Origin of the sequence: Stenotrophomonas sp. 17(2023) (assembly GCF_030345315.1) — a bacterium.
In the GTDB taxonomy this organism is placed as follows: domain Bacteria; phylum Pseudomonadota; class Gammaproteobacteria; order Xanthomonadales; family Xanthomonadaceae; genus Stenotrophomonas; species Stenotrophomonas acidaminiphila.
On the sequence record NZ_CP128405.1, the window covers coordinates 1,488,143 to 1,500,357 of the forward strand.

The window sequence follows — 12,215 nt, forward strand, 5'->3', positions numbered from 1 at the left end:
CCGCGACCGCCGATGCGTCTGGCCGCGTCTCCCCATCACCCTGACGGCAGGCTTTTCCCCCCGTCCTCGGCTACCCTTCGCAGCATGAACGAACCTTCTCCCAGCACTTCCACCCACATCCCCGAGATGGTGATCGCCACCGTGGCCGGCGTCGCCTTCGGGGTGAAGACCGGCCACTACCTGACGGGCATTTTCATCGGCATCGTGCTGGGCGTGGCGCTCAGCGTGCTGGGCACCGTGGTGCGTGCCAGGAGCCGGCGCTGATGTTCGATACCTCGCCGGTCGTGGATTGCGCCGGCCGGCCGTTGCGGCTGGACCGCCCGCGGGTGATGGGCATCGTCAACGTCACCCCGGATTCGTTCTCCGACGGCGGGCGGCATTTCAGTACCGATGCGGCCATCGCCCATGCGCTGGCGCTGGTCGAACAGGGCGCGGACATTCTCGACATCGGCGGCGAGTCGACCCGGCCCGGTGCCGGGCAGGTATCGGCGCAGCAGGAAATCGAGCGCGTGGCGCCGGTGATCGAGGCGCTGGCGGCGCGGGTGCCGGTGCCGCTCAGCGTGGATACCTTCAAGCCGGAGGTGATGCGCGCCGCAGTGGCGGCCGGTGCCGGCATGGTCAATGACGTGCAGGCGCTGCGTCAGCCCGGCGCGCTGGAGGTCGTGGCCGGTTCCGGCGTGGCCGTGGTGCTGATGCATGCGGTCGGTGGCCCGCATGACGCCGGCGTGGCCTGGGACAGCGACGATGTCGCCGGCGACGTGCAGCGTTTCCTCGCCGAGCGCCTGTTCGCCGCGGAGATGGCCGGCATCGCCCGCAACCGGCTGGTGGTCGATCCCGGGTACGGCTTCAACAAGGACACCGCGCAGAATTTCGCACTGCTGGCCGCGCAGGAAAAACTGCTGGCGCTGGGCGTGCCGGTGCTGGCGGGGCTGTCGCGCAAGCGCTGCATCGGCGAGGTCACCGGCCGCACCGTTGCCGCCGAGCGCGTGGCCGGCTCGGTCGCCGCGCACCTGCTGGCGGTGCAGCGCGGCGCCGGCATCGTGCGCGTGCACGACGTCGCCGCCACGGTCGATGCGTTGAAGGTGCTGGCCGCGCTCGACGCGGTACCGGCGCCCCGTGCCGACCGCGTGGCGCCGCCGCGCTGGCCGGACGAGGACTGATGGCGGCCGACACGCGGCCGCTGGCGATCGCGCTGATGGGCCCCACCGCGTCGGGCAAGACCGCCGCGGCGATCGAACTGGCCCGGCGCCACGGCGGCGAGATCGTCAGCGTCGACTCGGCGCTGGTGTACCGCGGCCTGGAGATCGGCGCAGCCAAGCCCGACCTGGCCGAACGCGCCGGCATTGCGCATCACCTGCTGGACCTGCGCGACCCCTGGCAGAGCTATTCGGCCGCCGAGTTCGCGGTCGACGCCGCCGCGGCGGTGCGCGACATCGTCGCGCGTGGCCGGCTGCCGATCCTCGCCGGCGGTACCGGGTTGTATTTCCGGGCGCTGCTGCAGGGGCTGTCGCCGATGCCGGAAGCCGACCCGGCCCTCCGCGCGGAAATCGCGGCCGAAGCCGAAGTGGCGGGCTGGCCGGCGCTGCATGCGCAGCTGGCCCGGATCGATCCGGCCGCGGCCCGGCGCATCCATGCCACCGACCCGCAGCGCATCCAGCGCGCGCTGGAGGTGTACCGGCTCACCGGCAAGCCGATCAGCCATTGGCAGGCGCTGCCCGGCGTCGCCCGGCTGGCGGCGCGCGTGCTCAAGCTGGTGCTGGCGCCGGCCGACCGCGCGGTGCTGCATGCCCGCATCGAACGCCGCTTCGACCTGATGCTGGAGGCCGGCTTTCTCGACGAGGTACGGCGCCTGCGCGCGCTGCCGCCGATGGCCGGGGTGCCGGCGCCGCTCGACCTGCCGGCGATCCGCGCGGTGGGTTATCGCCAGGCCTGGCAGTTCCTGGACGGGTGCGACAGCGCCGCGGGTTTCCGCGACAAGGCGATCTTCGCCACCCGCCAGTTGGCCAAGCGCCAATTGACCTGGCTGCGCGGCGAGCTGGACGCGCGCTGGTTCGATCCGGCCACCGATGCCGGCCGCCTGCAGGACGCGGTTTCCCTGTTCCTGGGGCGATGAAGCGCGCCGGGCGGTGTAACATCCCCGTTCCGGGCAGGCAGGGGAAGCCGCATGGCCCGGGTCGATAAGAACAATAAAGAGGAGTTGAAGATGTCCAAGGGGCAATCTTTGCAGGACCCGTTCCTGAACGCACTGCGCCGCGAGCGCGTGCCGGTTTCGGTGTACCTGGTCAATGGCATCAAGCTGCAGGGCACGATCGAGTCGTTCGACCAGTTCGTGGTGCTGCTGCGCAATACGGTCAGCCAGATGGTCTACAAGCACGCCATTTCCACCGTGGTGCCGGCGCGCAACGTACGCGTGGGGCCGGGCGGCGGCTACGTGCAATCGGCCGACAGCAATCAGGCAGGCGATGACGACAACGAATAAGCAGGACGTGGCGCGTGTTTGACCGCTCCAAACGAGGCGAACACGCGCTGTTGATCCAGCCGCACTCGGGGCGGCTGGAAGAGGATGTGCTGGAAGAGTTCACTGACCTGGCCCGCTCGGCCGGCGCCAGCATCGCGGCCACCGTGACCGCGCGCATCGACCGCCCCAATCCCTCCACCCTGATCGGCAGCGGCAAGCTGGACGAGGTCAAGGCCATGGCCGACGCCACCGGCGCCGACCTGGTGCTGGTTAACCATGCCCTGACCCCGGTGCAGGAACGCAACCTGGAGCGGTTCCTGGAGCGGCGCGTGATCGACCGCACCGGGCTGATCCTGGACATCTTCGCCCAGCGTGCGCACAGCCACGAAGGCAAGCTGCAGGTGGAGCTGGCGCAACTGCGCCACCTGGCCACGCGCCTGGTACGCGGCTGGACCCACCTGGAGCGCCAGCGCGGCGGTTCCATCGGCCTGCGTGGCCCCGGCGAAACCCAGCTGGAAACCGACCGTCGCCTGCTGCAGAAGCGGGTGGAGCAGTTGCAGAAGCGGCTGGAAAAGGTCGAGGTGCAACGCACCCAGATGCGCCGCGCGCGCGTGCGCAGCGAAATGCCGCGGGTGGCCCTGGTGGGCTATACCAACGCCGGCAAGTCGACCCTGTTCAATGCGCTGACCGGTGCCGGCGCCTACGCCGCCGACCAGCTGTTCGCCACCCTCGACCCGACCGTGCGCCGCATCGCGCTGCCCGGCGGCAACGCCATGCTGGCCGACACCGTGGGGTTCGTCCGCGACCTGCCGCACGAACTGGTGGCGGCGTTCCGCTCGACCCTGAGCGAGGCGCGCGAGGCCGATTTCCTGCTGCACCTGGTGGATGCCGCCGATCCGCTGCGCGAGGAACGCATCGCCCAGGTCGATGAAGTGCTGGAGGCGGTGGGCGCGGGCGAGCTTCCGCAACTGCTGGTGTTCAACAAGATCGACCGCATCGAAGGTGCCGAGGTGCGCCACGACGCGCAGGACGGCGTGCCGGACGAGGCGCGCCGCGAGCGGGTGTGGATCTCCGCGCGCGACGGCCGCGGCCTGGACCTGCTGCAGTCGGTGCTGGGCAAGCGCCTGGGCCTGCAGCACGTCACCGGCCGCGTGCGCCTGCCGCCCAGCGCCGGCCGGCTGCGCTCGCGCCTGCACCAGCTGGAGGTCATCCGCAGCGAACAGGCCGACGAGGAAGGCTGGCTGATCGAGGTGGACATTCCCATCGCCGAGGCCGAGAAGCTGGCTGCCGGTGCCGACGGCCAGGTGATCCGGGCGCTGCTGCCGGAGCGCGAACCGGAGTGGTGAGCAGTAACGCGGACATCAAACCCGGCGTGTAGGCCGGGGCTATCGGCAGGGAGAACGGACGGCGGATCATCACAAGGAGGGGACGATGAAGGCACGATGGAAGTTGGTGGCATGTGCGTTGCTTGCCTGGGCCTCGGCCTGGGCGCAGGCACAGACGCCCGCCGAACCCCGTTACGTCATCAGCAAGGCCGATGAAGTCGACCGGGCCTGCCTGGCACGGTTGCTGGCGCTGGTTCCTGACGGCAACGGGGCGCTGGACCCGATACGGCTGGAGCAGTTCAAGCAGCATCTGCGCACCTGCGGCTGGCCGGGCCTGCCCTCCGCTGGCCGGCAGGGTGTCGATGCCGCGGGCCAGCTGCTGCTGCGGTCCAGTGCCGACAGCGCGTTCCAGGAGCAGGTCATCGACCTGGTGCAGGAGCGGGTCGGCATCGATATCGATGCGTTCGGGTACGCCTGGCTCAACGATACGATCCAGGTGCAGCATGGTCGTCCGCAGCAGTTCGGCACGCTCATCGCGGCGGAGGGCGGCACGCTGGGGTTGTCGCCGAAGCCCGAAAGAACCCCGCGCTTCTGGCGGGATTTCCTGGGACTGCCGCCGGTGGAGGAATGGCTGGCAGGGCTGCAGGCCGCGCTGGACGCCGGCGGAAGCCTCGATGCTGCGGTGCTTTCGCCGCCGTTGGCGATGGGTGCGTATCGGCCGCTGACCGAGCCCGAGCTGCGTCGTCGCGTCGGACGGATGGTCAATCGCGACCAGGACCTCCGTGGCGAGGCGATAGCCGCGATGAGGCAGGGTGATGAAGAACGGCGCAAGGCGCTGGACCGGCAGATCGAACGCATCGATGCGGAGAACCGCGCCAGCCTGCGGGACATCTTCGACAGGCATGGCTTCCCGACCCCGGAGATGATCGGTCGCGACGGTGTCTCGTCCGTGTTCCTGCTGGTGCAGCATGCCGACGACGATCCGGTCTTCCAGGCGCACGCACTGGCGCTGGCCGAGCCGTTGATGCAGCGCCGCGACCTGTCGCGGCAGCAATACGCGATGCTGGCCGACCGCGTATTGCTGGCCCAGGACCAGCCGCAGCTGTATGGGACCCAATACAAGGTCGAGCAGGGCAAGGTCGCGGTGCTTCCGCTGACCGACCCGGAAAACGTGGATGCGCGCCGGGCGCGCATGGCGATGGGCACGCTCGCCAGCTATCTGGATACGGTCGCCAGGCAGTTGGGCGCGACTGTCGAATCCACCGGATCCGGCAACTGAAAGGCAACGGGTCAGTGGAGAGGGGGCGGGAACGAAAGCGTAGCCATGGCGCGTCCTTCATTCCTCATGGCTGCCCTGCATGCATGCGCATGGAGCGGTCCGGCGTCGTGGGTGCAGGTCTTGGCGTTTCTGCCGCCAATGCCTGTTGCCGGTGAGCGGGTTGCCGGTGGCGAGTAACGATCTGGTGACAGTCAGCTGGCCGTCCTGGCGCTATGGTACGCACGGGCCGCGCGCCACAGCAGCACCAGCAGCACGAGGATTGCCAGCGGGCCGATCAACAGGACGTTGGCGATCGAGCCCCACCAGACAAGGTACAGTTGCCAGGTGCAATACGCCTTGGGCGAAAGCTGCATCACCAGCCGTGTATCGGCGTGCGCAAGCCCCGGAATGTCCTGCAGCACCTGCGCCTTGAAGCGGTAGCGTCCGCTGGGGACACGGATGCCCCCGACATCGCGCTCGACGAAGGTGGTCGACCAGCCATGCATGCCGCGCGTGTCGGCTTCCCCCGATGCCACGATCCGCCCATCGGACACACGTGCCAGCGACCACCGGATGGGAATCGGTGTCCCAGCCGATGTCGAAGCAACGCCACCCACCGCGATCTGCAGGTGTTTGAGCGACTCGCTGGTGCGATCGAAGCGGAACGCGAGTGTGCAATGCTCCGGGACGACGATTTGGATTTTCCTGTCGATCATGCCGGCTGGCGCGAGCGCGATGGACACGTCCAGCGGCTTGGCGGTGATCCAGCGCGACCAGGCGGAAAACAGCGACAGCCAGGTGACCAACAGTGCCAGCAGCAGGAGCAACCGACGCTGCCTGTGAAGAAATCCGCGCACAGTGTCCGCTCCGGTCGGCATGCGCTCAGCGGGTGCTCAATCGCGCCAGTGCCTGCCCCAGCCGCACCGGGCTTTCGGCCTTCAGCGCCGGATCGAACTGTGCCACGCCCGGCGGCAGCAGCACGATCACGGTGGAGCCGTAGTTGAAGCGGGCCGCGCCTCAATGAGACCAGGACGTCTGAGAGGTGGGCGCGTCGCCACGCGTCGTGATGTGGCCGCGTCGGAACAGGCCATTACGTCAACCGCGCCAGTGCCTGTCCCAGCCGCACCGGGCTTTCGGCCTTCAGCGCGGGATCGAACTGCGCCACACCCGGCGGCAGCAGCACGATCACGGTGGAGCCGTAATTGAAGCGGGCCGCGCCTCAATGAGACCAGGGCGTCTGAGAGGTGGGCGCGTCGCCACGCGTCGTGATGTGGCCGCGTCGGAACAGGCCATTACTTCAATCGCGCCAGTGCCTGCCCCAGCCGCACCGGGCTTTCGGCCGTCAGCGCGGGATCGAACTGTGCCACGTCCGGCGGCAGCAGCACGATCACGGTGGAGCCGTAGTTGAAACGGGCCATCTCCGCGAACCGTTCCAGCGTAATCCCCTTGCCGCGCCAGTCCTTGCGGGTGATGCGGTCGCCGTAGGCGGGGATTTCCTCGCCGCTCCAGACCGTCTCCACGCCGCTGACCAGCAACGCGCCGACCATCACCTGCACCATCGGGCCGAAGTCGGTGTCGAAGTGGCACACCAGCCGCTCGTTGCGGGCGAACAGGCGTGGCACGTGGGCCACCGCGGCAGGGCCGACGCTGAACAGGCGCCCGGGCACGTGCACGGTTTCGCGCAGGGTGCCGGTCCAGGGCATGTGCACGCGGTGGTAGTCGCGTGGCGACAGGTACACGGTGGCGAACAGGCCGTTGGCGAAGGGTTCGGCAGCGGCGGCGTCGCCGAGCAGTTCGGCGGCGGTGAACGACTGGCCCTTGGCCTGGAAGATGCGACCGTCCTCGATCGGGCCGAGCTGGCTGATGCGCCCGTCGGCCGGCATCAACAGCGCACGCGGGTCGGCATCGGCCACGCGCGCGCCGGGGGCCAGTGCGCGGGTGAAGAAGGCATTGAAGCTGGGGTAGCTGCGTGGATCCGGGTTGGCCGCCTCGGCCAGGTTGACGTCGAACCTGCGCGTCACCGTATCGATCAGCCAGCGCGACACGCGCGGGCTGCGCGAATAGGCCAGCGAGCGCGCCATCGACGACAACAGGCGATGGGGCAGGGCATGGGTGAGCGTGGTCAACAGACTCATGGTGCGGTGGTTCCGGTGAGCTTGGTCAGGTCGCTGGCGATCAGCTTCGGGTCGAACGGCGGGCGCATCAGCCCGGCCAGCCGGCCCTCGGGATCGAGCACCGCGATGCTGGCCGAGTGGTCCATGCTGTAGTCGTTCGGGTTGGTCTTGTAGTTCTTTCCCGGCGCCTTCTGGAACACCAGGCCCAGCGGCGTGGCGAAGCGCTCCAGCGACGGCACGTCGGCGGTCGCGGCAAGGGTGTCCTTGTGGAAGGCGTGGGCGTATTCGCCCAGCCGCGCCGGCGTATCGCGCTCGGGATCGACCGACACGAACACCACCCGCGGGCGCAGGCTTTCGGGGATGCGCTCCCACTGCTTCTGCGCCATGGCCAGTTCGGACAGGGTGGTCGGGCACACGTCCGGGCAGGAGGTGAAGCCCAGGAACACCAGCGTCCAGTGCCCGCGCAGCTCGCCGGGAATCAGGCGGGTGCCGTCGGACTGGCTGAGGCTGAAATCGGGCAGCGGCCGCGGCGTGGGGTAGAAAATGATCGAACCGGCCTGGTGGCCGCCGTTGCCGGCCGGGCCGAATACCTTCTGCGCCAGCAACAGGCCCAGCCCTGCCGCCAGCGCGATGGCCAGGACGATGCCGGTATTGCGGTTGAACATGGACCGTTTCTCCGTAGGGGTGGTGGCGGCCCCGCCAGGGCGGGGCGCGGGTCTGCGGGGGCGGTGGCAGTGCGCGCTGGCGGCCGCTTGCCGGGGCGTTGCGGGCCGATGCCGGGACATCGCCGCAGTTTCGGCTGCAACCGGGCGCTCAATATACCGGGTGCACGCCTATAATCGCAGACCATCCTTGTCCCCCGTATTGCCATGACAGCCCAGGCGGCCGCCGAACTCCACACGATCATCGACCTGATCCGCTACGGCGCCAGCCGTTTCAATGCCGCGGGCCTGACCTTCGGACACAGCTACGACAATGCGCTGGACGAAGCCACCAGCCTGGTGCTGCATACCCTGCACCTGCCGCCGGACCTGGGCCCGGCCTATGGCCAGGCGCGGCTGCTGGCAGAGGAAAAGCAGCAGGTGCTGGCGCTGTTCGAGCGCCGCATCGCCGAGCGCGTGCCAGCCGCCTACCTGACCGGCGAGGCCTGGTTCGCCGGCCTGAGCTTCAAGAGCGACGCACGCGCGCTGGTGCCGCGTTCGCCGATCGCCGAACTCATCCTCAACGGTTTCGAACCGTGGCTGGCCGGGCGCGACGTCACCCGCGCGCTGGACCTGTGCACCGGTTCGGGCTGCATCGCCATCGCCATGGGCCATTACTACCCGAACTGGCAGGTGGACGGCAGCGACATCAACGAAGCCGCGCTGTCGCTGGCGGCCGAGAACAAGGAGCGCCTGCTCGCGCACAACGTCGAGCTGGTCCGCAGCGATCTGTTCGCCGGCCTGCAGGGCCGCGTCTACGACCTGATAGTCACCAACCCGCCGTACGTCACCAACGACGAGACCGACGCGCTGCCGCGCGAATACGCGCACGAACCGGAACTGGCGCTGCGCGCCGGCGACGACGGCCTGGACCTGGTGCTGAAGATCCTGCGCGACGCGCCGGACCACCTGAGCGAGGACGGCCTGCTGATCTGCGAAGTGGGGGATTCCGAGCAGCACCTGGTCAAGCTGCTGCCGGAAGTTTTCATGTCCTGGATCGAGTTCAAGGTCGGGCAGATGGGCATCTTCGCGGTCGAGGCCGCCGAGCTGCGCGCGCACCACGCGCGGATCGCCGAGCTGGCGGCGCAGCGATGAGCTCCAACGCCTTCGGCAAGCTGTTGACGGTCACCACCTTCGGCGAGTCGCACGGGCCGGCGATCGGCTGCGTGATCGATGGGTGCCCGCCGGGGCTGGAGATCGCGCCGGAGGAGTTCGCCCACGACCTGCAGCGCCGCGCCACCGGCAAGAGCCGGCACACCTCGGCGCGGCGCGAGGCCGACGAGGTGGAAATCCTGTCCGGGGTGTACGAAGGCCGCACCACCGGCACCCCGATCGCGTTGCTGATCCGCAACACCGACCAGCGCAGCAAGGACTACAGCAACATCGCCGCGCAGTTCCGCCCGGGCCATGCCGACTACAGCTACTGGCAGAAGTACGGCATCCGCGACCCGCGTGGCGGTGGCCGCTCCTCGGCGCGCGAGACCACCATGCGCGTGGCCGCCGGGGTGATCGCCAAGAAGTGGCTGCTGCAGCGCCACGGCGTGACCGTGCGCGGCTGGCTGTCGCGGTTGGGCGGGATCACCCCGCGTGGATTCGACTGGAGCGCGGTCGAGGACAACCCGTTCTTCTGGCCCGACGCCGCGCAGGTGCCGGAGCTGGAGGCGTACATGGACGCTCTGCGCAAGTCCGGCGATTCGGTCGGCGCGCGGGTGAACGTGGTCGCCGACGGCGTGCCGCCGGGCTGGGGCGAGCCGATCTACGGCAAGCTCGACGGCGAGATCGCCGCGGCGCTGATGAGCATCAACGCGGTCAAGGGCGTGGAGATCGGCGACGGTTTCGCCAGCGCCGCGCAGAAGGGCACCGAACACCGTGACCTGATCACGCCGGACGGCTTCCAGTCCAACCATGCCGGCGGCATCCTCGGTGGCATCGCCACCGGCCAGCAGATCGTCGCCTCGATGGTGCTCAAGCCGACCTCCAGCCTGCGCCTGCCGGGCGCCACGGTGGACGTGCACGGCAATGCGGTCGACGTGGTCACCACCGGCCGCCACGACCCGTGCGTCGGCATCCGCGCCACCCCAATCGCCGAGGCGATGCTGGCGCTGGTGCTGATGGACCAGGCGCTGCGCCACCGCGCGCAGTGCGGCGACGTGGGCACGATGGCGCCGCGCATCCCCGGCAGCCTCGATGGCTGACCGGCGGCCCCGCGTCTGGGTGGCGCAGCCGCTGTTCGACGATACCGTCGCGCAGCTGGCCGCGTACTGCGACATGGTGGCCACGCCGGTCGTCAGCGCGCACGACAGTGCCGCGCTGGCGGCGCACCTGGCCGGGGTCGATGGCGCCCTGGTCACGCTCAACGAGCGCATCGGCGCGGACGAGATCGCCGGCGCCCGGTCGCTGAAGGTCGTCGCCAACGTCGGCGTCGGCTACAACAACCTCGACATCCCGGCGCTGAGCGCGGCGGGCATCATCGCCACCAACACCCCGGACGTGCTCACCGAGACCACCGCCGACCTCGGTTTCGCGCTATTGATGGCCGCGGCGCGGCGCATCGTCGAATCCGACCGCTGGCTGCGCGAGGGCCACTGGGGGCAATGGTCGTTCACCACCATGCTCGGCGCCGACCTGCATGGCAGCACCCTGGGCATCCTGGGCATGGGCCGCATCGGCCAGGCCATCGCCCGCCGTGGCCATCATGGCTTCGGCATGAGGGTGCTGTACCACAACCGCTCGCGGCTGCCGGCGGAGGTGGAGCAGGCGGTCGGCGCGCGTTACGCGGGGTTCTACGAACTGCTGGGCAGCGTCGATCACCTGCTGCTGGCGTTGCCGTACACCGCGCAGAACCACCATGTCATCGATGCCGTCGCGCTGGCGAAGATGAAGCCCGGCGCCACGCTGGTGAACATCGCCCGTGGCGGCCTGGTCGACGAGCTTGCGCTGGCCGACGCGCTGGCCCAGGGCCGGCTGGCCGCAGCCGCGCTGGATGTCTACGAGAACGAGCCGCAGGTGCGCCCGGAACTGCGGGCCCTGCGCAACATCGTGCTGACCCCGCATGTCGGCAGTGCATCGCTGGCCACGCGCCGGGCGATGGTGCAGCTGGCGGTGGACAACCTGCTGGCGGGCCTGGGCATCGGTCCGGATGCCGGCCGCCCGGCCAACGTGCTCAACGCCGGCGTGCTGGCCGATGGCGGTACCGGCATGGGCGATGCCGGCCGCAAGATCGACATCAACAAACGATAGGGAGCCTCCGTGGCTGTCGCCGGAGGTTCCCCGAACCTGGCTCGATGCGTGTCCCCCCATCTCTTTCCTTCGAGTACGCCCCATGAGCAATGAAGTCCGTCGTTTCCACGTAGCCGTCGTCGGTGCCACCGGCGCGGTCGGCCAGACCATGCTGTCGATCCTCGCCGAGCGCGAATTCCCGGTGGGCAAGCTGAGTCTGCTGGCGTCCGAGCGCTCGGCCGGCCAGCAGGTCGAGTTCAACGGCGAAAAGGTCACCATCCAGGACCTGGCCACGTTCGATCCTGCCGGCGTCGAGATCGCCCTGTTCTCCGCCGGTGGCGGCATTTCCAGGGAGTACGCGCCGAAGTTCGCCGCCGCCGGCGCGGTCGTCATCGACAATTCGTCCTCGTTCCGTTACGACGACGACGTGCCGCTGGTGGTGTCCGAAGTCAACCCGGAGGCGGCCCGCAACCGCCCGCGCGGCATCATCGCCAACCCCAACTGCTCGACCATGCAGTTGATGCCGGTACTGGCCCCGATCCACCGCGAGTACGGCATCGAGCGCATCAACGTGGCCACCTACCAGTCCGTGTCCGGCGCCGGCCAGACCGGCATGGAGGAGCTGGGCAAGCAGACCGCGCAGCTGCTCGGGTTCCAGGAGATCGAGCCGGCCAAGTTCCCGGTGCAGATCGCCTTCAACCTGATCCCGCATATCGACGAGTTCCTGGACAACGGCTTCACCAAGGAAGAAATGAAGCTGGTGTGGGAGACCCGCAAGATCCTCGGCGACGACAGCATCCAGGTGAACCCCACCGCGGTGCGGGTGCCGGTGTTCTATGGCCACTCCGAGGCGGTGAACATTGAAACCCGCAAGAAGATCAGCGTCGAGCAGGCGCGCGAACTGCTGGCCGCCGCACCCGGCGTGAAGGTGGTCGACGAGCGCAGGGCCGGTGGCTACCCGACCCCGGTCACCCATGCCTCGGGTACCGATCCGGTCTATGTCGGCCGTATCCGCGAGGATCTTTCGCACCCGCGTGGGCTGAACATGTGGGTGGTGGCCGACAACATCCGCAAGGGCGCCGCGCTCAATGCGGTGCAGCTGGCCGAGCTGGTCGCCAGCGGCGGCTGAGGCCATCCCGG

13 protein-coding genes and 2 pseudogenes are annotated in these 12,215 nt (G+C 69.3%); 10 read left to right on the forward strand and 5 right to left on the reverse strand.

Annotated features, from left to right (window positions below):
* The first annotated feature begins 84 nt into the window (after positions 1 to 84).
* The 6 genes from QQA12_RS06610 (at position 85) to QQA12_RS06635 (ending at position 5,062) form a co-directional block, all read left to right on the forward strand.
* On the forward strand, positions 85 to 264 hold the full coding sequence (locus QQA12_RS06610; protein ID WP_152985084.1) for a hypothetical protein: 180 nt from the start codon (positions 85 to 87) through the stop codon (positions 262 to 264).
* The gene (gene folP, locus QQA12_RS06615; protein ID WP_182334163.1) at positions 264 to 1,160 is read left to right on the forward strand and encodes a dihydropteroate synthase; all 897 of its coding nucleotides are present in this window, start codon (positions 264 to 266) and stop codon (positions 1,158 to 1,160) included. Before QQA12_RS06610 ends, folP begins: the two co-directional genes overlap by 1 nt.
* Positions 1,160 to 2,113 carry a tRNA (adenosine(37)-N6)-dimethylallyltransferase MiaA gene (miaA, locus tag QQA12_RS06620; RefSeq protein ID WP_226049985.1) on the forward strand — a complete coding sequence of 318 codons (954 nt, stop codon included), beginning with the start codon at positions 1,160 to 1,162 and terminating at the stop codon, positions 2,111 to 2,113. Before folP ends, miaA begins: the two co-directional genes overlap by 1 nt.
* Before the next feature lie 90 nt (positions 2,114 to 2,203).
* Positions 2,204 to 2,479 carry an RNA chaperone Hfq gene (gene hfq, locus QQA12_RS06625; protein WP_054668644.1) on the forward strand — a complete coding sequence of 92 codons (276 nt, stop codon included), beginning with the start codon at positions 2,204 to 2,206 and terminating at the stop codon, positions 2,477 to 2,479.
* A gap of 14 nt (positions 2,480 to 2,493) precedes the next feature.
* Positions 2,494 to 3,804 carry a ribosome rescue GTPase HflX gene (hflX, locus tag QQA12_RS06630; RefSeq protein WP_054664789.1) on the forward strand — a complete coding sequence of 437 codons (1,311 nt, stop codon included), beginning with the start codon at positions 2,494 to 2,496 and terminating at the stop codon, positions 3,802 to 3,804.
* 85 nt (positions 3,805 to 3,889) lie between these two features.
* Entirely contained in the window at positions 3,890 to 5,062 is a 1,173-nt protein-coding gene (locus QQA12_RS06635) for a DUF6624 domain-containing protein (RefSeq protein WP_226049984.1), read from the forward strand.
* A 191-nt stretch (positions 5,063 to 5,253) separates the two neighbouring features.
* Here QQA12_RS06635 and QQA12_RS06640 read toward each other — a convergent pair whose 3' ends face one another.
* The 5 genes and pseudogenes from QQA12_RS06640 to QQA12_RS06660 form a co-directional block, all read right to left on the reverse strand.
* Positions 5,254 to 5,868 (reverse strand): DUF5625 family protein, encoded by a 615-nt coding sequence (locus QQA12_RS06640; RefSeq protein ID WP_226049983.1) that lies wholly within the window; start codon positions 5,866 to 5,868, stop codon positions 5,254 to 5,256.
* A 55-nt stretch (positions 5,869 to 5,923) separates the two neighbouring features.
* A pseudogene (locus QQA12_RS06645) lies at positions 5,924 to 6,052 on the reverse strand (phosphatidylserine decarboxylase); the annotation flags it as partial.
* A gap of 79 nt (positions 6,053 to 6,131) precedes the next feature.
* Positions 6,132 to 6,254, reverse strand: a pseudogene (locus tag QQA12_RS06650) (phosphatidylserine decarboxylase); the annotation flags it as partial.
* Positions 6,255 to 6,333: 79 nt separating this feature from the next.
* Positions 6,334 to 7,176: an archaetidylserine decarboxylase gene (asd, locus tag QQA12_RS06655; RefSeq protein WP_226049982.1), complete on the reverse strand. Its 843-nt coding sequence runs from the start codon at positions 7,174 to 7,176 to the stop codon at positions 6,334 to 6,336.
* Positions 7,173 to 7,820: an SCO family protein gene (locus QQA12_RS06660; protein WP_226049981.1), complete on the reverse strand. Its 648-nt coding sequence runs from the start codon at positions 7,818 to 7,820 to the stop codon at positions 7,173 to 7,175. Before QQA12_RS06660 ends, asd begins: the two co-directional genes overlap by 4 nt.
* A 204-nt stretch (positions 7,821 to 8,024) precedes the next feature.
* Between QQA12_RS06660 and prmB the strand changes: the two genes are divergently transcribed.
* From prmB to QQA12_RS06680, 4 genes are all read left to right on the forward strand, one after another.
* Positions 8,025 to 8,951 (forward strand): 50S ribosomal protein L3 N(5)-glutamine methyltransferase, encoded by a 927-nt coding sequence (gene prmB / locus QQA12_RS06665; RefSeq protein ID WP_054664802.1) that lies wholly within the window; start codon positions 8,025 to 8,027, stop codon positions 8,949 to 8,951.
* On the forward strand, positions 8,948 to 10,051 hold the full coding sequence (gene aroC, locus QQA12_RS06670; RefSeq protein WP_226049980.1) for a chorismate synthase: 1,104 nt from the start codon (positions 8,948 to 8,950) through the stop codon (positions 10,049 to 10,051). Before prmB ends, aroC begins: the two co-directional genes overlap by 4 nt.
* Positions 10,044 to 11,096 carry a D-glycerate dehydrogenase gene (locus QQA12_RS06675; protein ID WP_226049979.1) on the forward strand — a complete coding sequence of 351 codons (1,053 nt, stop codon included), beginning with the start codon at positions 10,044 to 10,046 and terminating at the stop codon, positions 11,094 to 11,096. The genes aroC and QQA12_RS06675 overlap by 8 nt, the downstream gene beginning before the upstream one ends.
* A gap of 82 nt (positions 11,097 to 11,178) precedes the next feature.
* On the forward strand, positions 11,179 to 12,204 hold the full coding sequence (locus QQA12_RS06680; RefSeq protein ID WP_054664807.1) for an aspartate-semialdehyde dehydrogenase: 1,026 nt from the start codon (positions 11,179 to 11,181) through the stop codon (positions 12,202 to 12,204).
* Positions 12,205 to 12,215 lie beyond the last annotated feature (11 nt).